Source organism: Chromobacterium vaccinii (genome assembly GCF_000971335.1).
GTDB classification, from domain to species: domain Bacteria; phylum Pseudomonadota; class Gammaproteobacteria; order Burkholderiales; family Chromobacteriaceae; genus Chromobacterium; species Chromobacterium vaccinii.
This window is the reverse complement of record NZ_JZJL01000017.1, coordinates 45,061-65,880: the sequence shown is the minus strand read 5'-3', so window position 1 is coordinate 65,880 and position 20,820 is coordinate 45,061. Positions and strand designations below refer to the sequence as shown.

Sequence of the window (20,820 nt, the reverse complement as noted above, 5' to 3'; positions counted from 1 at the left end):
CTATTCTACCGGTGAATCTTTGTCCGCCCAAATCGGCAGTGTTAGTCTGATGAACATTTTTGATCAAATAGGGGAGCGGGACGATGCAGGCGAGGCTGAAATGGGTGGACGGCGTGTGTTTCATGGGCGAGACCGGCAGCGGCCACGCGGTGGTGATGGATGGCGCGCCGGAGGGCGGCGGCCGCAACCTGGGGCCGCGGCCGATGGAGCTGGTGCTGCTGGGTACCGCCGGCTGCACCAGCTACGACGTGATCACCATCTTGAAAAAATCCCGCCAGGACGTGCGCGACTGCTGGGTGGAGATTGAGGCCGATCGCGCCGATGTCGATCCCAAGGTGTTCACCCGCATCCATTTCCACTTCGTGGTGCTTGGGCGCGACTTGAAGCCGGACGCGGTGGAGCGGGCGATCAAGCTGTCGGCGGAGAAATATTGCTCCGCGTCCATCATGCTGGCCAAAACCGCCGACATCACCCACGATTTCGAGCTGCGCGAGGATTGATTCAGCCAGGCTGCCTGCTTGTCGAACGGTCCAGCAGATCGCGCCGGCTGGCGGTGTCGTTGCGGCGTATCTTGGCCTGCAGCTGCATCAGGCCGTACAGCAGCGCCTCGGCGGTGGGCGGGCAGCCGGGCACGTAGATGTCCACCGGCACGATGCGGTCGCAGCCGCGCACCACGGAATAGCTGTAATGGTAATAGCCGCCGCCGTTGGCGCAGGAACCCATAGACAGCACGTAGCGCGGCTCCGACATCTGGTCGTAGACCTTGCGCATCGCCGGCGCCATCTTGTTGGTCAGCGTGCCGGCCACGATCATCAGGTCGGCCTGGCGCGGCGTGGCGCGCGGTATCCAGCCGAAGCGGTCCATGTCGTAGCGCGCCGCTGCCGCGTGCATCATCTCCACCGCGCAGCAGGCCAGGCCAAACGACAGATACCACAAGCTGCCGCTCTGGGCGCGGCCGAACAGGCCGTCTATGGTGGTGAGCAGAAAACCGTCTTTTTCCAGCGAGGGATGGTCCATCCGGGATCTCCGTTGCGCAAGGCCTCCATGCTGCGCCTCTCCCTCAGAAGGCGTCTTGTACCGAGGCGACATCCGTCGCTTCGTCGGCCCGCATTTCCCGCAGATCGGCGTCCACGCTGTCCATCACCAGCTGTTTTTCGCGCGCGTCGTAGCGCAACAGGTCCAGTTCGCGGTTGCTTTGGCCATGGAGGCCCTGCGCGAATTCGCGCGGGGAGAAGCCTGACAGCAGTTTGAAGTCGCGGCTCAAATGGGCCTGATCGAAATAGCCGCAGTCCAGCGCCAGATCGGCCAGAGAGCCGGCCTGGCCCAGGATCATCCCGCCCATCGCCCGCATGAAGCGCGCCATGCGGCGCATGTCGCGCAATGGCTGGCCGTAGCGGGCGAGGAAGCGGCGCTCGAATTGGCGCGTGCTCAGACTGGATTGCTCCGCCAGCGTTCGAGAGTCGAGAAACAAGGAGGCGGCGGGCAGCCGCCAGTGGTCGAATCCTCCCGGCGACTCCCGCCGCGCCAGCCTGCGCATGATCCAGGCGGACAGCGCCTCCACCCATTGCCCGGCCCCGTCGCCGGGACGCAGGCTGTCGAACAGCGCCTCTTCCTCCGCGCGGTCGATGAGCGCGTCCAGCGGCCAGATATGGTCGGTCAATTCATGGCTGGCGATGCCGAACAGCGTTTGCAGCTGGCCGAGCCGCAGCGGCGCGCTGGCGAAAACGGCGCCGGCGGAAATGCGCAGGCTGATCGGACGCGACAGCGCGCCGACGGCGAAGCTGCGCGGGGACGCCATGCGTTCGCCGCCGCGCTCCGCGCAGCTGTCGCCGCTCAGCAAGACGCCGAGGTAGGGGAAGGGCATGGCGGGCATCCGGAGCACGCCGCCGTCGGCATGCTCGATGTGGAAGTAGCGGACGATGCCGCTCAGCGATAGCGGCGGGGGCAGGATCAGGCGGCTCATGGCCATCGATGATAGGCGAGTTATGTCGGCAATGCCATTGGTATTGGGGGTGGGCTTTTGCCGCGCCGCTGCTAAGCAAATCGCCAGTCCGTCTTTATGCCTTGTGAATATTGGGTGTAGCATGGTGCCACGCATACAAAGACAGAAAGAGGCAGAGACATGAAGCGAACCTTGTTGGTGATGGCGCTGGCGCTGGCCGGTTTGATGCCGGTCGCGCATGCCGATGTCAGCGACGGCCATGCCTTGCCGCCTGGCATCAGCTGGCAGCAGGGCGACGTGCCGGCGGCGTTCGCGCGCGCGCAGGCGGAGAACAAGCCGGTGTTCCTGTATTGGGGCGCGGTGTGGTGCCCGCCGTGCAACCAGGTGAAGTCCACCATCTTCAACCGTCCGGACTTCATCGCCGCCACCCGCCAGTTCGTGCCGGTGTACCTGGACGGCGACAGCGAGAACGCGCAGCAGCTGGGCGAGAAATTCAAGGTGCGCGGCTACCCGACCATGATCCTGTTCCGCCCGGACGGCGCGGAGATCACCCGTCTGCCGGGCGAGGTGGATCCGGAGCGCTACCTGCGCACGCTGCAACTGGGCCTGACGACGGTGAAACCGGTGAAGACGCTGCTGTCCGACGCTTTGGCCGGCAACAAGCTGGCGGCGGCTGACTGGCAGCTGCTGGCCGATTACGCCTGGGATGTGGACCGCGGCCAGTTGCTGCCGGAGAAAGATGTTCCCGCCACGCTGGAGAAGCTGGCTGAGCGGGTGCCGGCCGAACCGGCCGCGGTCGCGACCCGGCTGCAGTTGAAAGCATTGGCCGCGTTGGCCGGAGAAAAAGAGCCTCCGGCCTTCGACCGAAACCAGGCGCGCGGCCGCCTGCTGCAGGTTCTGGGCGATGACAGGCTGAGTCGCGCGAACGCCGACATCGTCATCTATTCCGCCGGCGACGCGCTGAAGCTGCTGGGCGACGACGCGACGCTGCGCGAGGCCTTCGACGCGCAGTTGAAGAAGCTGGAAGCGGACGGCACGCTGTACTGGGGCGATCGTCTGGGCGCGGCATCGACCTTGCTGGCGTTGTACAAGCAGCAGCACCCCAAGCAGCCGCTGCCGGCCGAGCGGGTGGCCGACGTGAGAGCCAGGGCGGCGGAAGCGGACAAAGCCAGCCCTAACCCCTATCAGCGCCAGGCAGTGATCACCGCCGCCGGCGAGTTGCTGGCGGACGCCGGCCTGTTGGACGAGTCGGACAAGCTGCTGAAGGGAGAGCTGAAAACCTCGCATGCGCCGTACTACCACATGCTGATTCTGGCTTCCAACGCCAAGGAGCGCGGCGACAAGGCGGCGGCGCTGGATTGGTACCAGAAGGCCTATCAGGCGTCGGAAGGGCAGGCCACCCGGCTGCAATGGGGCGCAAGCTATGTCAGCAACGCGGTGGAGCTGGAGCCGCAGGACGCGGGCCGGATCGAGGCCGCGGCGAGCGAGGTGTTCACCGATGCCGGCAAGTCGGGCAGCGCTTTCTATGAACGCAGCCGCCGCTCGCTGGAGAAGGTGGCCGGGAAGCTCAAAGCCTGGAATCAGGATGGCAAGCACGCGGAGGCCGTCGGCCGCCTGGCGGGCCAGCTGGACGGCGTGTGCGGGAAACTGCCGGCCGACGACGCGCAGAAGCCGGTGTGCGACGGGCTGGTGAAAAATCTGAAGTCCTAGCGGTTCCGCCTGCTCGAAACCCGCCCGCCTGTCCGGCGCGGCGGGTTTTTCTTTTCAGCCGGACAGCAGCGCGGCCAGTTTGGCGGCGCTGTCGTCATCCGCCAGCGGGGTGTAGAGAGTGAGCCGCCGCTCCGAACCATCCTGCAGCGCGAAGCTGCTGTATTCGAAGCTCATGCGGCCTTGCCGCGGATGATTCAGCAGCTTGATCCCGGACAGCGGCTCCAGCACTTCGCGCCGGGGCCACCAGGCGCGGAAGTCTTCGCTGTCCCGGTGCAATGATGCGAGCAGCTGTTCGAAAGCCGGATCGCCGGCATGGCGGCCGTAGTCGGAGCGGAACATCGCCAGCGCGGCGCGCGCCAGATCGTCCCATTCCGCCAGCAAAGCCCGGTGCGCCGGATTGGCGAACACCATGCGCAGCAGATTCCTGTTCTCGTGCGGCAGCAGGGCATAGTCTCCGAACAGCGCCGCCGCGGCGCGGTTCCACGCTAGGATGTCCCAGCGCCGGCCGGTGATGTAGGCCGGCTGATCGCGCAGATTGTCCAGCATGCGCAGCAGCGAGGCTTCGATATGGTTGCCCGGCGCGACGGCGTCCGGTGCTTGCCGGCCGGCCAGCGCGAACAGGTGGCGCCGCTCGGCTCCGTCCAGGCGCAAGGCCCCGGCCAGCGCCGACAGCACGCCGCTGGAGGCTTGCACGTCGCGCCCCTGTTCCAGCCAGGTGTACCAGGCGGTGCCGATGTCGGCCAGCATCGCCACCTCTTCGCGGCGCAGTCCCGGCGTTCGGCGGCGCATGCCTGGCGGCAGGCCGGCCGCGGCAGGGCTCAGGCTTTCGCGGCGCGAGCGCAGAAAGGCGCCCAGTTCTGCCAGGCGTATGGTTTCGGTGTGGTCGGCGCGGTTCATGGTAGTGACGATACCAGGATAATCCCGCAACTGTTTGTCATTTGTCGTATGGCCGATGATGAGTTCGAAACCCAAGGCGGACAGCCGTTCGCCCGGTTCATCGCCAAGGAGCTCGTCATGACGCAACATGTTCTGATTATAGGAGGCTCGGCCGGCATAGGGCTGGCCAGCGCCAAGCTGTTGTTGGATAGGGATTATCGGGTGACCATCGCCGGGCGCGACGCCGGCCGGCTGGAGGCGGCCAGGGCGCGGCTGGATGGCCTGGTCGCCGCGCTGGCCATGGACGCGTCGGACGTTTCGGCGCTGCCGGACGCTTTCCGCCGCTGCGGGCCGATCGACCATCTGGTGCTGGCGATGGGCAGCAACAAGGGCGGCGGCGCGTTCGCTGAGGCTGATCTGAACCAAGTGAAGTCAGGGTTCGAGGAGAAGGTCTACCCGCATTTCGCCTGCGCCCAGGCCGCGCTGCCGCATCTGGCGAAAAACGGCAGCATCACCTTTCTGTCCGCCGTGTCGGCGCAGGCCGCCTTGCGCGGCACCGCGGGCCTGGCCGCGGCCAACGCCGCCGTCGCCGCGCTGGCGCCGGTGCTGGCGTCCGAATTGCGGCCGCTGCGGGTGAACGCGGTGTCGCCCGGGGTAGTGGATACCGAGTGGTGGAATTTCCTGCCGGCCGAGAGCAGGGCGGACCTGTTCGCCGGTTTCGCCGCAGCCACGCCGGTCGGCCGCATCGGCAGGGCCGAGGACATCGCCGATGCGGTGGCGTTCCTGATCGGCAATGGCTTCATGACAGGGCAGACGCTGATCTGCGACGGCGGCATCCGGCTCGGCGCGTAAGAGCCTGTTTATGATCTGCTGCGCGTTGCGAGGTGCGGCACGGTGAGTATGGCTTCAGGATGCTCATGCGCCATTTGCGCATTCCGCTTCCTCGCTGTGGCTCGCGAGATCGTAAACAGGTACTGGAGCAAACAAACCGCGCGGGCTATAGGGTCCGCGCGGTTTATAATGCATGTTTAGCAATGATTGTTTCCGCCATGCCGCCATCCCTGTATCTGGTCAAAGAGGACGAGGTGACGTTCACCGCGATGCGCGCCCAAGGCGCCGGCGGCCAGAACGTCAACAAGGTCTCGTCCGCCGTTCACCTGCGTTTCGACATCGCCGCTTCCTCGCTGCCGGAATGGCTGCGCGAAAGGCTGTTGGGCCTGAACGACCAGCGGCTGAGCAAGGATGGCGTGCTGGTGATCAAGGCGCAGCAGTATCGCACCCAGGAGCAGAACCGCGCCGACGCGTTGCAGAGGCTGCAGGCCTTGATAGACGGCGCCGGCCACACGCCGAAGGCGCGCCGCGCCACTAAGCCGACGTATGGCTCGAAGCAGCGCCGGCTGGCCGGCAAGTCGCAGCGCGCGGCGATCAAATCCCTGCGCGGCCGGGTCGACGATTAGCGTAAGCCGAGCCTCGCGCGCTTGCGCGCCGCCGTAAGCCGGGTACAATGCCCGGCTCGATAATATATTGAATCGCAAGGAAATCCCGATGTCGAAGAAGCCGCAGGAAAAACTGGACGAGGAAACGCTGGCGTTGCTGGCCTGGTGCGCGGAAGTGGAGACTCATCTGGTCGCCGCCGGCGCGACGGAGGCCGAGGCTCAGGAACACATCGAAGAGCAGGCCGAATGGTATACCGACCAGTTCTTCGACGGTCTGACGCCGGAAGAGGCGGCCAAGGCCGCCCTGGCATGAGGCAGCGCGTCGCCGTCATCGACTTCGAAACCAACGGCGCGTCGCCGGGCCGCGACTGCCGCGCCACCGAGATCGGCGTGGCGATGGTGGAGGATGGCCGCGTGGTCGACCGCTTCCAGAGCCTGATGAACGCGGGCGTCTGGGTGCCGCCGATGATAGAGCGGCTGACCGGCATCAGCAACGCGATGCTGAAAACCGCGCCGCCGGCGGATCAGGTGATGCGCGACGCGGCCCGTTTTGTCGGCGATGCGCCGCTGGCGGCGCACAACGCCAGCTTCGACCGCAAGTTCTGGGACTACGAGCTGGGTTTGCTCGGACTGGCTCGCCGCCAGGATTTCGCCTGCACCTTGATGCTGTCGCGCCGCTTGCTGCCGCAGGCGCCGGACCACAAGCTGGGCACGCTGGCGCGCTGGGCCAGCCTGCCGGACACCGGCCGCGCCCACCGCGCGATGGCGGATGCTGAAATGGCGGCCCACTTGATGGCGCTGCTGAGCGATACGCTGCGGCAGCAGTTCCACCTGGCGGACATCGATCATGCCTTGCTGTGCAAGCTGCAGAAAGTGACCGCCGCCAAGGTCAAACCCTATTTACGGGAATTGCAGGCCGCGACGACGGCGTGAAAAAGCGGAAGCCTTGAGCTTCCGCTTGTCGTTTATGGCCAGCTTACTTTTCCTGCGGCGTGATGACCTGCACCACATAGGCGTAAGGGCCGTTGGGCGGGCGTTCCGCGATGTAGGCGCAATACCAGTTGGAGCCCCAGGGCAGGCCGCTGTCCCATGGCGTGTTCTGGGCGTCGTCCCAAGTCCATTTCTTGGTCTTGTCCTGCGGGTTGGACGGGAAGCTGGTTCCATCGTAAACATGGATCTGGCCCTGTTGCGCGCGGAACGGCGCGGTGCTGCTCCATCTGAGCCAGAGGTTGCCGTGTTGTTGGAACGCGGTCAGCGTCCAGGCGTAGCTTTTGGTTGCTGTCGCTTCCGCGATGGCGGCCTGGGTTTCGGTGGCAGTGGTCATATGCCCTCCGGGGATGTTTGGGGAGGTGGGGGCGGCCGGGATGAGTCTTCGGATCGCCGGATGGACGATGTGGATGCGAGCCAGGCGAGTGTCGTCGGCAGGGTATGGGGCCGCCCTGGTCCATATTAGCTAGTAAGGGCCGGCTTAAAAATGCGCACCAATACTGTTTCTGTTGAAATAATTTCGCGGAGCGCTGTAAAGCGTCGGAGGAATATGGATACATTGCATGGACAAGCCAAGACGGGATTCGCCCGGGAGGCGCAGGCCTACGAGCGAGGCCGGCCCGAATACGCGCCGGAACTGGCCGACTGGCTGAGGCGCGAATTGGGTTTGAGGCCGGATTCGGCCGCGCTGGATCTGGGCGCGGGCACCGGCAAGTTCACCCGCCTGCTGGCGATGGTGGCTGGCGAGGCGGCGGCGGTGGAGCCGGTGGATGAGATGCGGGCGCAGTTGCAGGCGCGCCTGCCGGGGCTGCTGGCGTTGAAGGGCGCCGCGGAGGAGATTCCGCTGCCTGACGCGTCGATGGACGTTGTGGTGTGCGCGCAGGCGTTCCATTGGTTCGCCAATGAGGATGCGCTGCGGGAAATCCACCGGGTGCTGAAGCCGGGCGGCAGCCTGGGGCTGATCTGGAATGTGCGCGACGAGTCCTGCGATTGGGTGGCGCGAATCAGCGATCTGCTGGCGCCGTACGAGGGCGACACGCCGCGCTTCCACTCCGGCGCGTGGCGCCTGCCGTTTGAAACGACCAGCTATTTCGCCGCGCCGGCCTTGACCATGCTGCCGCACAGTCATGTCGGCCCGCCGGAGCGCGTGATCATCGACCGTTTCTTGTCGGTCAGCTTCATCGCGGCGTTGCCGGACGACGAAAAACGGCGCTTCGCCGAAGCGTTGCGCCGTCTGATCGCCACCCATCCCGACTTGAGCGGCAGGGGCGGGGTGGCCTTCCCTTACCGCACCGAGGCGTATCGCTGCGCCCGGCTGTAAGGCTATTTAGCCGATCTGCAGCGGCGGAAAGGACTTGACCAGATCGTCGATGGCCTTGACCTGGGCCAGGAAGGGCTCCAGTTGCGCCAGCGGCAGCGCGCTGGGGCCGTCGCACTTGGCTTCGGCCGGATTCGGATGGGCCTCCAGGAACAGGCCGGCGATGCCGACCGCCATGCCGGCGCGGGCCAGTTCCGCCACCTGGGCGCGGCGGCCGCCGGACGCGGCGGCGCCGGACTCGCGCTGTTGCAGCGAGTGGGTGACGTCGAAGATCACCGGGCGGTTGCCGCTGACTTTCTTCATCACGCCGAAGCCCAGCATGTCCACCACCAGGTTGTCGTAGCCGAGGCAGGTGCCGCGGTCGCACAGGATCAGTTGCTCGTTGCCGGCTTCGGCGAACTTCTCCACCACGTTCTGGATCTGCGCCGGGCTCATGAACTGCGGCTTCTTGATGTTGACGGCGCGGCCGGTCTTGGCCAGCGCTTCCACCAGGTCGGTCTGGCGGGCGAGGAAGGCCGGCAGCTGCACCACATCGGCCACTTCGGCCACCGGGGCAGCCTGCCACGGCTCATGCACGTCGGTGATCACCGGCACGCCGAAGGTGTCTTTCACCGCTTGCAGGATCTTCATGCCTTCCTCCAGGCCCGGGCCGCGGTAGGAGTGGATGGACGAGCGGTTGGCCTTGTCGAAGCTGCCCTTGAACACGTAGGGAATGCCCAGCTTCTGCGTGACGCGGACGTATTCCTCGGCGGCGCGCAGCGCCAGGTCGCGGGATTCCAGCACATTGACGCCGCCGAACAGCGTGAACGGCGCTTCGTTGCCTACGGTGACGGATGGGGAAAGAGTGACGTTGATCAAGGGATTCTTCCTGTGTTCGTGCGCGGCCGCAGGCAAGGCGCGGCCGATTGGGCAAAGCGACATGATATACCCGCGGCGCGGCGCGGGCCATCCTGGCGCTCAGGCGCCGCCTTGCGCCACCGCTTCGGGGACCGCGTCGCGCGAGCGGACGCAGGCGTCCGCCGAGTCGGCCGCGCCGGTTTTTTTCAGGCCTGCGCACCATTTCTTTTTCAACTGCAGATTGATCGCGCAGGTATTGGCGGAGGGCTTGGCCGGATCGACCTGATGCGCTTTCGCGGTTGAAAAAATGCAGGACTGCATCTTGGGGCTTTCGATCTCGTCGGTTTCATAGCGCTGCTGGCAGATGGCGATGGCCCAGTGCAGCGGCTCGCCCGGCGCGTTGGCGGGACAGGCGGCGAGGGCTGGCAGGCTGGCCGATGCCAGGGCGAGGAAGGAGAGAAGGCGGCGCATGGTGTGTTTCCCGGCGGGGGGCGGATGATCGAGGGCGGGATCGTAGCATGGGCGGTTTATCGCGGCGGGAGACGCCGCAATGCCGGGCGGGTATAGTGGGCGTTTCGCCGTTTTACCAAGGATAACGCCATGGCAGACCTGTCCGCTTTCCCGATCACCGGCAAATGGCCGGCCAAGCATCCCGATCGCCTGCAGCTGTATTCGCTGCCGACGCCCAACGGCGTCAAGGTTTCCATCATGCTGGAGGAAACCGGCCTGCCGTACGAGGCGCATCTGGTCAGCTTCGAGCGCAACGATCAGCTGTCGCCGGAATTCCTGTCGTTGAACCCGAACAACAAGATCCCGGCGATCCTGGACCCGGATGGCCCGGAAGGCAAGCCGCTGGCCCTGTTCGAATCGGGCGCCATTTTGATCTATCTCGCCGACAAGACTGGGTCGCTGCTGCCCAAGCATCCGGCCGCGCGCTACGAAGCCATCCAGTGGCTGATGTTCCAGATGGGCGGCGTGGGGCCGATGTTCGGCCAGCTCGGCTTCTTCCATAAGTTCGCCGGCAAGGACTACGAGGACAAGCGCCCGCGCGACCGCTACGTCGCCGAGTCCCGCCGCCTGTTGCAAGTACTGGAGGGCAGGATGGCCGGCCGCGCCTGGATCATGGGCGACGAATACACCATCGCCGACATCGCCATCTGGCCGTGGGTGCGCAATCTGGTGGGTTTCTACGGCGCAGGCGAGCTGGTGGGCTTCGACGATTTTCCCAACGTCCAGCGCGTGGCGCAGGCATTCGCCGAGCGGCCGGCGGTGGCGCGCGGCCTGGCTATTCCGGCGCGGGATTGAGGCGGAAGGGAAAGGAGCGGCGATGAAATTCCGATACCTCGCGGCGCTGGCCGCATTCTGCTGCGCCGCCGTGCAGGCTGCTGAGCCATCCAAAGCCCAGATCGTCCGTTGGCTGGGCGATGTCGGCAAGGTGGCGTTGGGAGAGGTCCATCCGCTGGCGCTGAAGGGCGGCGAGAAGGCCTATCTTGCGTCGGCGGAGTTTCCCGATCAGGGGCGCAACTTCATGCAAGGCTATGTGTTGGCCCGTCCGGCGCTGGGCAAGGCCATCGTGCTCGATGGTTTTAGCGGGCTATCCGCCGATGTGACGATGCTGTCCCATGATGGCAGCAAAGGCTATATGGTGATTCTGGGCAGTTCGAGCTCCGGCCAGGGCAATTTCGACGCCACGTATAGCGTGGTGCTGTTCGATGGCTGGAAGCCGCGGACGCTGTTCAAGGCGGAGGAGGGGAATAATTTCGGCGATTGCGGCGACGAGGGCAAGCCTTGCCAGGGCAGCCAGGTGTTTCTGAATCCGCTGGCGGGGCCGGGCGGCCAGCCTCAGCTAGCGGTGACTACCGTTCGTTACTCCGGGCCGGACGAAAAACGGACCAAGGCCAGCGCCAGTTCGAAGGTCGTCACGCTTTCCTACCCTGACAGCCGCCAACCCAACCCCTGATGCTGCGTTGCGTAGACTTGCCGTACTGCGTGTACTGTGTGCGTCGACGCGCCTTGCCTCAGATGTTTCACCAGGTTTTGTTAGCGGCGCTGAGTGACGCCGGAAGGACCGGCGTCCAAGGCAAGGCCCGCTTCCGGCGGCGTCAGCGCAGCGCGCCGCGCTTCACGTGCGGCTCGCGCATGCTGCCGCTGTCGATCTTCCAGCCGCCGCCCTGCTTGACCACCACGTAGCGGGCCTTTTCCTCGCCGCCCTTGGGGTGGGGCTTGGCCTGTTCGTCGGATGGGCGGGTCGGATCCAGCTGGTAGCGGACCAAGAATTCGCAGCGGCGCGGGCCGCATTGCTGTGGTTGCACGCCGTAGCCGGTGATCAGCGTCACCATGTCCCAGCCCGGCTCGTCCTGGTAGTTGGCGAAGTAGCGAGTGGCCGGGTACTCCTGCAGCCGCATGCCGGCGGCATCCTTGGCCAGATAGTTTTCCAGCATGGTCTGCGGCGAACCGGCCGCAGAGGCGAATGGCGCGGCCAGCGCCAGGCAAAGCAGGGCAAGGTTTTTGTTCATCGTTCTTTCCTTATTTTTATGAGGCGAGGGCTCAGGCAATGGTTGGCCTGCCGGCGTCGCAGCGGTTGATGCTAACAGTCGAGGCCCGACCAAAACGATCGAACATCAGCCAGTGGTCGCCGTGCATTTTCGTCTGGATGTGGGCTCCTGGCCAGGGGGATGCGATATCCGGGCGGAGACGGCACCATGCAACGGCCATTCTTTTGTCGCATCGACTCTATCGGCCCGATCCGCCTGCGCCGCATCTCGCGAGTGCCCCTAACCGTCTTGCGATTGACCTAATCGTTGGACAACCGCAGGAACAAGTGTGTTCGCGACAGGTTTTCCTAAGGCTGATGATTTGCGCCAGAAACGAAAACGAGGTATCGTCCCCACTTTGATAAGTACTTAGTTTATTGCTTCTGTCTTGGCGGAAAAATTTAAAATTACAGCGCTAGGATACGGGTTTTCATATCAAATCAGCCTATCGCTGCACAGGCCGTGCATGCAGCAGGCAAAACACTACAAGGTGCGTGCATGAAACGAAAGATTGCTGTCTTGCTGGCCGGCCTGGCTTTTTCTTCCGCAACCGCAATGGCGGCCCCGATGGTGCTGACGTACTACTCGGACTATCAGGGCAACTATGAGGCATTGACCAAGCACTACTCCAATTTCAACGCGGTTTCCGTCGATTTCTACAATATCACCCGCGATGGCTCGATCACCGGCAATGGCGCGGCGGCGCCGGCCAACGCGCTGTCCTTCCTGCGGACGAGGAAGATCGCCGCTTATGGCTGCATTTCCAATATCGATAGCGACTGGAGCGCGGATATCGCCCATGCGGTGTCGACTGTCGCGCTGAACCAGTCGGTGGCCAATCTGGTGAAGTTCGCCCAGGCCAATGGCTTTGTCGGCATCAATATTGATTTCGAGGCGGTGGCGCAGGGCGACCGCAACAACTTCAGCAACTTCATCCAGGTTTTGGGCTGGGCATTGCACGCCAAGGGGCTGAAGCTGATCGTCAGCGTGCCGGCTTTCTCCACCAAGGATGAAAACCACGAGGCCAATTATGGCTACGATCTGCGCGCGCTGGGCGCGGCGGCCGATTATCTGCAAATCATGACCTATGACGAAACGATCCCCACCTGGGGCCCTGGGCCGGTGGCGGGTTCGGACTGGATGGAGAACGATCTGGATTACGCGGTATCGCTTGTGCCGGCGAGCAAGATATTGAACGGCATTCCAGCCTATGGCTATGACTGGAAGTCCGACAACAGCGGCAAGCAACTGTTCTGGAGCAAGACACAGGCCTTGATCAGCCAGTATGGCGTCAAGCCGCGCTACGATGTCGGCACTCACTCCGTCAATTTCACCTATGCGGCGAAGGACGGCAGCGGCGTGCATACCGTCTGGACGGAAAACGCCCGCAGCGTGGCGCTGAAGGCCAGCCTGGTGAACGCCTACGGCCTGGGCGGCACCTCGGCTTACGCGCTGGGGATGGAGGATGCCGCTTTCTGGGCCGCGTTGAAGCAGGGCTTATCGCAGCCGTAGTCTGAGGGATGGAGCGGCAAAGAAAAACCGGGCCTCGAGCCCGGTTTTTGCCATAGCGGGGCGCGGCGTCACCAGCGTCCGCCCAGCGCGGCGATCAGCGCCACGCTGCCGGTGTACTGGCGGTTGACCACGGTCCAGAGGTTGTTCTCCGCCGCGATGCGGGCGTTTTGCGCCGACAGCACGTTCAGGTAGGCGACGGTGCCGGCCTGGTACTGGTTCATCGCGATGGTTTCCGCCCGCTTGGCCGCGGCCAGCGACGCGGTCTGCATGCCCGACTCCTCCTTCAGCAGGCTCTGCGCCGACAGATTGTCCTCCACGCCTTGCAGCGCGGCGAGCACGGTCTGGCGGTAGCTGGCCACGCTGGCGTCGTAGCTGGCGATCGCCTGGTCGGTCTGCGCGCTGCGCAGGCCGGCGTCGAACAGCGTCAGCGCCAGCGACGGGCCGATGGACCAGATGCGGTTCGGCAGCGTCACCCAGTCGGCGAAGGTGGAGCCGCGGTAGCCGCCGCTGGCGCCCAGCGTCAGCGTTGGGAAGAAGGCGGCCTTGGCGATGCCGATCTGGGCGTTGGCGGCGGCCATATTGCGCTCGGCTGCGGCCACGTCGGGCCGGCGCTCCAGCAGCGCCGACGGCAGGCCGGCCGGAATCTGCGGCAGGTGGGGCGTTTCCGTGGCTGGGGGCAGCCCGAAGCTGGCCGGCGCCTGGCCCAATTGGGCGGCGATCGCGTGCTCTAGCTGGGCGCGGGTCAGCCGCTTGTCCACCACCGCGGCCTGCGCGTTGTGCCATTGGCTTTCGGCCGAGGCCACCGCGTCGTCGCCGACGATGCCGGCGGCGAACTGGTTGCGCGTCAGCTTCAGCGCTTCGGCCAGCGCCTTCTCGCTGTCGCGCAGATTGGCCAACTGCCGGTCGGCCACCACCAGCTGCAGGTAGGCGGTGGCCAGCTGGGCCTGGCTGCTCAGGCGGATGGCGGCCAGTTGGGCCTCGGACGCCTGCTGCTTGGCCTTGCCGGCCTCCACCTCGCGGCGCACGCCGCCCCACAGATCCACTTCCCAGCTGGCGGACAAGCCCAGATTGTAGGCATTGGTTGTGCCGGCGCCTGGAGAGGAAACGCCGCGGCTCTGCGAAGCGTTGGCCGACAGCGACGGGAACAGCCCGGCCTGGGCCTGGCGCAGCTGAGCCTGGGCCTCGCGGTACTGCGCCTCGGCCTGGGCGATGGTGGGGCTTTGTTTATTCAGCGTGTCCATCAGGCCGTTCAGCGTCGGGTCCTGGAATGTTGTCCACCAGTCGCCGCGCGGCATCGCGTCCTGCGGTTCGGCGGTTTTCCAGCGGCCGTCTTCCTTGAAGCTGGCCGGGATGTCCAGCTTGGGCTTGACGTAGTCGGGGCCGACGGCGCAGCCGGCCAGCGCGGCGGCGATGACGATGGCGCTCAGGCCGTGTTTCAGCGGCGTTGTTGTTCTATTCATGGCAATCATTCCTCTTTGCCGCCGGCCAGCGCGTGGCCGCGGCTGCCGCGCCATTTCAGGCACCACAGGCGGAAGCGGTCGAGATACAGGTAGACAATGGGGGTGGTGTACAGCGTCAGCAGCTGGCTGAGCAGCAGGCCGCCGACGATGGAGATGCCCAGCGGAGTGCGCATCTCGGCGCCGTCGCCGTGGCCCAGCGCCAGCGGCAGCGCGCCGAAAAGCGCCGCCATCGTGGTCATCATGATGGGGCGGAAGCGCAGCAGGCAGGCCTGCAGGATGGCCTCTTGCGGCGGCAGTTTCTGCTCGCGCTCGGCGGTGAGCGCGAAGTCTATCATCATGATCGCGTTCTTCTTGACGATGCCGATCAGCAGCAGAACGCCTATCAGCGAGATGATGTTGAACTCGCCGCCGGTTGCCATCAGCGCCAAGAGCGCGCCGACGCCGGCGGAGGGCAGGGTGGAGATGATGGTGATCGGGTGCACCACGCTCTCGTACAGCATGCCCAGCACGATGTAGACCGCCACCAGCGCCGCCAGGATCAAATAAGGCTGGCTGTCCAGCGAGGCCTGGAACGACTTGGCCGTGCCCTGGAAGCTGGCGTGGATGCTGCTGGGCAGGCCGATGTCGGCGATGGCGGCGTCTATGGCCAGCGTGGCGTCGGACAGCGAGTAGCCCGGCGGCAGGTTGAAGGAGATGGTGGTGGCGGCGAACTGGCTCTGGTGGTTGACCGACAGCGAAGTATTGGTCGGCTTCCAGCTGGCGAAGGCCGACAGCGGCGTAGGCGACCCGCCCGGCGTCTGCAGGTAGATGTCGCGCAGGCTCTCCGGGCTCTGCCAGTACTGAGGCGCCACTTCCAGCACCACATGATACTGGTTGAGCGCGTTGTAGATGGTGGAGACCTGGCGCTGGCCGAAGGCGTCGTTCAATACCGAATCCACCTGCGCCTGGGTCAGGCCCAGCCGCGCCATCGCCGCGCGGTCGAAGTTGAGCGTGGTTTGCAGGCCTTTCACTTCCTGGTCGTTGTTGAGGTCGGCCAGGAAGGGGATCTTGCTCATCGCCTGCTGCACCTTGGGCGTCCATTCGCGCAGCTCGTTCAGATCGTCGCCCTGCAGCGTGTACTGGTATTGCGCGTTGCTGGAGCGGCCGCCGATGCGGATGTCCTGCACCGACTGCAGGAACAGTTGGGCGCCGGGTTCCGCGGCCAGCTTCTTGCGCAGCCGAGCGATCACCTGGTCGGCGTTTTCCTTGCGCTCGGACAGCGGTTTCAGACTGACGAACATATTGGCGCCGTTGCGCTGGCCGCCGCCGGTGAAACCCACCACCTTGTCCACAGCCGGATCGGCGCCGACCACGTTGATGAAGCGCTGGAGTTTCACCTGCATCGCCTGGAAGGAAATGCTCTGGTCGGCGCGTATCATGCCGGTCAGGCGGCCGGTGTCCTGCTGCGGGAAGAAGCCCTTGGCGATCACCACGTACAGGAACACATTGAGCGCGATGGTGGCGCCCAGGATGGCCATCATCAGCCGGCTGTGGCGCAGCGCCCAGGACAGCGAGCGGCGGTAGCCGTCCAGCATCGCGTCGAACATGCGCTCGCTCCATCGGAACAGCTTGCCCGGCTCCTTGTGCGCGTCATGCGCTTTGAGCCAGCGCGCGCACAGCATCGGCGTGGTGGTCAGCGACACCACCAGCGACACCATGATCGCCACCGACAGCGTGACGGCGAACTCGCGGAACAGGCGGCCGATGATGCCGCCCATCAGCAGGATGGGGATGAATACCGCGATCAGCGAAATGCTCATCGACAGCACGGTGAAGCCCACCTCGCGCGCGCCTTGCAGCGCCGCCTGGAACGGTTTCATGCCGTCCTCGATGTGGCGCGAGATGTTTTCCAGCACCACGATGGTGTCGTCGACGACGAAGCCGGTGGCGATGGTCAGCGCCATCAGACTGAGGTTGTTCAAGGAAAAGCCGGCCATATACATCACGGCGAAAGTGCCCACCAGCGACACCGGCACGGTGATGGCCGGAATCGCGGTGGCGCGGCCGTTGCGCAGGAACATGAACACCACCAGGATCACCAGCGCGATGGAGATCGCCAGCGAACGCTCCACTTCCGACAGCGAGGCGCGGATGGTGGGGGTGCGGTCCATCACCTGGTTGATCTTGATCGCAGACGGGATGGAGGCCTGCAACTGCGGCAGCATCGCCTTCACCCGGTCCACCGTTTCGATGATGTTGGCGCCCGGCTGGCGGAACAGGATCAGCATCACCGCCGGCTGTTTGCCCAGCATGCCGGCGTTGCGCAGGTCCACCACCGAATCCTTGACCTCGGCCACGTCGGAGATGCGCACCGCGCTGCCGTTCTTGTAGCTGACGATCAGCGGCAGGTAGTCGCTGGCCTTGCCGGCCTGGTCGTTGGCCTGCACTTGCCAGTGCTTGTCTTCGTTCTCCAGAAAGCCCTTGGGCCGGTTGGCGTTGGTGCTGGTGATGGCGGAACGCACCGTTTCCATGCCGATGCCGTAGTGGTTCAGCTGCATCGGGTTCATTTCCACCCGCACCGCCGGCTGGGCGCCGCCGCCGATGATCACGTTGCCGATGCCGTCCACCTGCGACAGCTTCTGGCCCAGGATGGAGTCCGCCGCGTCGTACATCTGGCCGCGGGTCAGGCTGTCCGAGGTCAGCGCCATGATCATGATGGGCGCGTCTGCAGGGTTCACCTTGCGGTAGGTCGGGTTGGACGGCATGCCAGTCGGCAGCAGCGAGCGGGCGGCGTTGATCGCCGCCTGCACGTCGCGCGCGGCGCCGTTGATGTCGCGGTCCAGGTCGAACTGCAGCGTGATGTTGCTGGAGCCCAGCGAGCTGGTCGACGTCATCTCGGTGATGCCGGCGATCCGGCCCAGCGCGCGCTCCAGCGGCGTGGCCACGGTGGCGGCCATCGTCTCCGGGCTGGCGCCGGGCAGTTTGGCCGATACCGAAATGGTGGGGAAGTCCACCTGCGGCAGCGGCGACACCGGCAGCAGCTTGAAGGCGATGGCGCCGGCCAGCAGGATGGCCAGCGTCAACAGCGTGGTCGCCACCGGCCTGCGGATGAAGGGGGCGGACGGAATCATGCGTCCACCTCTTCCGCCAGCTCAGGCTTGTCCTTGCGGCGGAAGCGCCGCGCCAGCCGGTCGAAGGCCAGGTAGATCACCGGGGTGGTGAACAGCGTCAGCACCTGGCTGACCATCAGGCCGCCCACCATGGTGATGCCCAGCGGCTGGCGCAGCTCTGAGCCCATGCCGCCGCCCATCATCAGCGGCAGCGCGCCCAGCAGCGCCGCCATCGTGGTCATCAGGATGGGGCGGAAGCGCAGCAGGCAGGCCTGGTAGATCGCTTCGCGCGGGGCCATGCCCTGTTCGCGCTCGGCCTCCAGCGCGAAGTCGATCATCATGATCGCGTTCTTCTTCACGATGCCGATCAGCAGGATGATGCCGATGATGGCGATCACCGACAGGTCGGTGCCGGACACCATCAGCGCCAAGAGCGCGCCGATGCCGGCCGAGGGCAGGGTGGAGAGAATCGTGATCGGATGGATATAGCTCTCGTACAGCACGCCCAGCACGATGTACATGGTGACGATGGCGGCCAGGATCAGCCACAGGGTGTTGGACAGCGACGCCTGGAAGGCCATCGCCGCGCCCTGGAACTTGGTGTCCATGCTGGCGGGCAGGCCCAGCTCGGACTCGGCCTGGCGTATGGCGTCCACCGCCTCGCCCAGCGATGCGCCCTGCTTCAGGTTGAAGGAGATGGTGGCGGTGGGGAACTGGCCCAGATGGTTGATGGCCAGCGAGGCCGGACGCTCCTCGATGGTGGCCACCGCGTCCAGGGGCACCGGCCCGCCACTGGCGGTGGGCACGTAGATGCCCTTCAGCGACAGCGGATCGCGCTGGTGCTCCTTGTCCACCTCCAGCACCACGCGGTACTGGTTGGTCTGGGTGAAGATGGTGGAGATCAGCCGCTGGCCGAAGGCGTCGTACAAGGCGTTGTCGACCGCCGCGGTGGTGACGCCCAGGCGTGAGGCGACATCGCGGTTGATGTTGACGTAAGCCTGCAGCCCCTTGTCTTGCAGATCGCTGGCCACGTCGGCCAGCGCCGGCTCCTGCTGTAGCCGGTGAACCAGCTTGGGCACCCAGGTGGACAGATCGTCCTGGCTGGTGGCCTGCAAGGTGAACTGGTACTGGGTGCGGCTGACGCGGGCGTCGATGGTCAGATCCTGCACCGCCTGCAGGTACAGCGACATGCCCGGCACGTCGTCGGCGCGCTGCTGCAGCCGCGCGAGCACGGTGCGGATGTCGTCGCGCTCGCCCTTGGGTTTCAGGTTGATCAGCAGGCGGCCGCTGTTCAGCGTGGCGTTGGTGCCGTCCACGCCGATGAAGGACGACAGGCTGTCCACCGCCGGGTCTTTCAGCAGTTGCTCGGCCAGTTTTTCCTGGCGGTCGGCCATCGCGGTGAAGGAAATGGACTGCGAAGCTTCGCTGATGCCCTGGATGGCGCCGGTGTCCTGCAGCGGGAAGAAGCCTTTGGGCACCCAGATGTACAGCGCCGCGGTCAGCGCCACGGTGCCGACGGCAACCAGCAGCGTGGTTTTCTGGCGGTCCAGTACCCAGGTCAGCATCTTGCCGTAGCGGGCGATGACGTCGTCGAAGAACTTGCCGCTGGCGTGGTAGAAGCGGCCCTGTTTTTCTTCCGGCACGTGCTTGAGCAGCCGCGCGCACATCATCGGCGTCAGCGTCAGCGAGATGAAGGCGGAAATCAGGATGGACACCGCCAGCGTGACCGCGAACTCGCGGAACAGCCGGCCCACCACGTCGCCCATGAACAGCAGCGGAATCAGCACCGCGATCAGCGAGATGGTCAGCGAGATGATGGTGAAGCCGATCTGTTTGGAGCCCTTCAGCGCCGCCTCCAGCGGCTTCTCGCCTTCCTCGATGTAGCGGGCGATGTTCTCGATCATCACGATGGCGTCGTCGACGACGAAGCCGGTGGCGATGGTCAGCGCCATCAGCGTCAGGTTGTTGATGGAGAAGCCGGTCAGGTACATCACGCCGAAGGTGCCCACCAGCGACAGCGGCACCGCCACCGCCGGAATGATGGTGGCCGGCACGTTGCGCAGGAAGACGAAGATCACCATCACCACCAGCGCGATGGCCAGCATCAGCTCGAACTCCACGTCCTCCACCGAGGCGCGGATGGTCACGGTGCGGTCGCTCAGCACGTGCACGTCCACCGAGCCGGGCAGGGTGCCCTGCAATTGCGGCAGCAGCGACTTGATGCGGTCGGTCACCTGGATCACGTTGGCGCCCGGCTGGCGCTGCACGTTGAGGATGATGGCCGGCGTGGTGCCGGACCAGGCGGCTAGCCGGGTGTTTTCGGCCGATTCCACCACCTTGGCCACGTCCCTGACGTAGACCGGCGCGCCGTTCTGGTAGGCGACGATGACGTTCCTGTACTCGTCTGCCGATTGCAGCTGGTCGTTGCCGTCCACGGTGGAGGCCTGGGTCGGACCGTCGAAGCTGCCCTTGGCCTGGTTGACGTTGGCGGCGGCGACGGCGGTGCGGATGTCTTCCAGCGTCAGCCCGCGCGCGGCCAGCGCCTTGGGGTTGCTCTGGATGCGCACGGCCGGCCGCTGGCCGCCGCTGATGCTGACCAGGCCCACGCCCGGCACCTGCGACAGCTTCTGCGCCAGGCGGGTGTCGACCATGTCCTCCAGCTTGGTCAGTGGCAGGGTAGGCGAGCTGATGGCGACGGTAAGGATGGGCGTGTCGGCCGGATTGACCTTGTTGTAGACCGGCGGGCTGGGCAGGTCGGACGGCAGCAGGTTGCCGGCGGCGTTGATCGCCGCCTGGACTTCCTGCTCGGCCACGTCCAGCGTCAGGTCCAGGCTGAACTGCAGCGTGATCACCGAGGCGCCGCCGGAGCTGGACGAGGACATCTGCGACAGGCCCGGCATCTGGCCAAACTGGCGTTCCAGCGGCGCGGTGACCGACGAGGTCATCACGTCGGGGCTCGCGCCGGGGTAGAGCGTCACCACCTGGATGGTCGGATAGTCGACTTCCGGCAGCGCCGATACCGGCAACATTCTCCAGGCGACCAGGCCGGTCAGCAGGATGGCCACCATCATCAGAGTGGTGGCCACCGGCCGCGTAATGAACGGACGGGAGGGGTTCAT

The 20,820-nt window shown here is 65.5% G+C and carries 20 protein-coding genes; 10 read left to right on the top strand and 10 right to left on the bottom strand.

Translation table 11 applies throughout. The features are described from left to right. Positions 1-83: 83 nt before the first annotated feature. Positions 84-500: an OsmC family protein gene (locus VL52_RS10520; protein WP_046156989.1), complete on the top strand. Its 417-nt coding sequence runs from the start codon at positions 84-86 to the stop codon at positions 498-500. Position 501: 1 nt separating this feature from the next. Here VL52_RS10520 and VL52_RS10515 read toward each other — a convergent pair whose 3' ends face one another. Beyond that, positions 502-1,017, bottom strand: a complete 516-nt coding sequence (locus tag VL52_RS10515; RefSeq protein WP_046156988.1) for a NuoB/complex I 20 kDa subunit family protein — start codon at positions 1,015-1,017, stop codon at positions 502-504. A 43-nt stretch (positions 1,018-1,060) separates the two neighbouring features. Further along, positions 1,061-1,963, bottom strand: coding sequence for a helix-turn-helix domain-containing protein (locus VL52_RS10510; RefSeq protein WP_160298935.1), 903 nt, complete (start codon positions 1,961-1,963; stop codon positions 1,061-1,063). 159 nt (positions 1,964-2,122) lie between these two features. Here VL52_RS10510 and VL52_RS10505 point away from each other — a divergent pair, with 159 nt between their 5' ends. Then, the gene (locus VL52_RS10505; RefSeq protein WP_046156986.1) at positions 2,123-3,652 is read left to right on the top strand and encodes a thioredoxin family protein; all 1,530 of its coding nucleotides are present in this window, start codon (positions 2,123-2,125) and stop codon (positions 3,650-3,652) included. Between the two features lie 54 nt (positions 3,653-3,706). On the opposite strand, the gene VL52_RS10500 is transcribed toward VL52_RS10505, so the two are convergent. Beyond that, the gene (locus VL52_RS10500; protein ID WP_200895987.1) at positions 3,707-4,678 is read right to left on the bottom strand and encodes a helix-turn-helix transcriptional regulator; all 972 of its coding nucleotides are present in this window, start codon (positions 4,676-4,678) and stop codon (positions 3,707-3,709) included. On the opposite strand from VL52_RS10500, the gene VL52_RS10495 reads away from it, so the two are divergent. The 4 genes from VL52_RS10495 (at position 4,667) to VL52_RS10480 (ending at position 6,897) form a co-directional block, all read left to right on the top strand. Beyond that, entirely contained in the window at positions 4,667-5,380 is a 714-nt protein-coding gene (locus VL52_RS10495; RefSeq protein ID WP_046157009.1) for an SDR family oxidoreductase, read from the top strand. The two genes, VL52_RS10500 and VL52_RS10495, sit on opposite strands and share 12 nt — an antisense overlap. A 197-nt stretch (positions 5,381-5,577) precedes the next feature. Next, positions 5,578-5,985: an alternative ribosome rescue aminoacyl-tRNA hydrolase ArfB gene (gene arfB, locus VL52_RS10490; protein ID WP_046157008.1), complete on the top strand. Its 408-nt coding sequence runs from the start codon at positions 5,578-5,580 to the stop codon at positions 5,983-5,985. Positions 5,986-6,073: 88 nt separating this feature from the next. Next, positions 6,074-6,277, top strand: a complete 204-nt coding sequence (locus VL52_RS10485) for a hypothetical protein (protein ID WP_021476013.1) — start codon at positions 6,074-6,076, stop codon at positions 6,275-6,277. Beyond that, complete coding sequence (locus tag VL52_RS10480; RefSeq protein ID WP_046156985.1) at positions 6,274-6,897, top strand: 3'-5' exonuclease; 624 nt, start codon at positions 6,274-6,276, stop codon at positions 6,895-6,897. Before VL52_RS10485 ends, VL52_RS10480 begins: the two co-directional genes overlap by 4 nt. A 43-nt stretch (positions 6,898-6,940) precedes the next feature. On the opposite strand, the gene VL52_RS10475 is transcribed toward VL52_RS10480, so the two are convergent. Beyond that, a complete protein-coding gene (locus VL52_RS10475) occupies positions 6,941-7,288 on the bottom strand; it encodes a hypothetical protein (RefSeq protein ID WP_046156984.1) in 348 nt (115 codons plus the stop codon). A gap of 213 nt (positions 7,289-7,501) precedes the next feature. Here VL52_RS10475 and VL52_RS10470 point away from each other — a divergent pair, with 213 nt between their 5' ends. Beyond that, positions 7,502-8,272, top strand: coding sequence for a class I SAM-dependent methyltransferase (locus VL52_RS10470; RefSeq protein ID WP_046156983.1), 771 nt, complete (start codon positions 7,502-7,504; stop codon positions 8,270-8,272). A 6-nt stretch (positions 8,273-8,278) separates the two neighbouring features. Here the strand turns inward: VL52_RS10470 and kdsA are convergent, their stop codons facing one another. Both kdsA and VL52_RS10460 read right to left on the bottom strand, forming a co-directional pair. After that, entirely contained in the window at positions 8,279-9,127 is an 849-nt protein-coding gene (kdsA, locus tag VL52_RS10465) for a 3-deoxy-8-phosphooctulonate synthase (protein WP_046156982.1), read from the bottom strand. A 99-nt stretch (positions 9,128-9,226) separates the two neighbouring features. Further along, entirely contained in the window at positions 9,227-9,577 is a 351-nt protein-coding gene (locus VL52_RS10460) for a hypothetical protein (RefSeq protein WP_046156981.1), read from the bottom strand. A gap of 129 nt (positions 9,578-9,706) precedes the next feature. Between VL52_RS10460 and VL52_RS10455 the strand changes: the two genes are divergently transcribed. Continuing rightward, positions 9,707-10,411 (top strand): glutathione S-transferase N-terminal domain-containing protein, encoded by a 705-nt coding sequence (locus tag VL52_RS10455; RefSeq protein WP_046156980.1) that lies wholly within the window; start codon positions 9,707-9,709, stop codon positions 10,409-10,411. A gap of 22 nt (positions 10,412-10,433) precedes the next feature. Next, positions 10,434-11,066, top strand: a complete 633-nt coding sequence (locus VL52_RS23270) for a hypothetical protein (RefSeq protein ID WP_052729251.1) — start codon at positions 10,434-10,436, stop codon at positions 11,064-11,066. Between the two features lie 142 nt (positions 11,067-11,208). On the opposite strand, the gene VL52_RS10445 is transcribed toward VL52_RS23270, so the two are convergent. Next, positions 11,209-11,622: a hypothetical protein gene (locus VL52_RS10445; RefSeq protein WP_046156979.1), complete on the bottom strand. Its 414-nt coding sequence runs from the start codon at positions 11,620-11,622 to the stop codon at positions 11,209-11,211. A 516-nt stretch (positions 11,623-12,138) separates the two neighbouring features. On the opposite strand from VL52_RS10445, the gene VL52_RS10440 reads away from it, so the two are divergent. Then, on the top strand, positions 12,139-13,152 hold the full coding sequence (locus VL52_RS10440; RefSeq protein ID WP_235429276.1) for a glycosyl hydrolase family 18 protein: 1,014 nt from the start codon (positions 12,139-12,141) through the stop codon (positions 13,150-13,152). Positions 13,153-13,220: 68 nt separating this feature from the next. Here VL52_RS10440 and VL52_RS10435 read toward each other — a convergent pair whose 3' ends face one another. Genes VL52_RS10435 through VL52_RS10425 form a run of 3 tightly spaced genes read right to left on the bottom strand, consistent with a single transcriptional unit; the run spans position 13,221 to position 20,820 of the window. Beyond that, positions 13,221-14,612, bottom strand: coding sequence for an efflux transporter outer membrane subunit (locus tag VL52_RS10435; protein WP_046156978.1), 1,392 nt, complete (start codon positions 14,610-14,612; stop codon positions 13,221-13,223). Positions 14,613-14,617: 5 nt separating this feature from the next. Then, entirely contained in the window at positions 14,618-17,722 is a 3,105-nt protein-coding gene (locus tag VL52_RS10430) for a multidrug efflux RND transporter permease subunit (RefSeq protein ID WP_046156977.1), read from the bottom strand. Next, complete coding sequence (locus VL52_RS10425; protein WP_046156976.1) at positions 17,719-20,820, bottom strand: MdtB/MuxB family multidrug efflux RND transporter permease subunit; 3,102 nt, start codon at positions 20,818-20,820, stop codon at positions 17,719-17,721. The genes VL52_RS10430 and VL52_RS10425 overlap by 4 nt, the downstream gene beginning before the upstream one ends.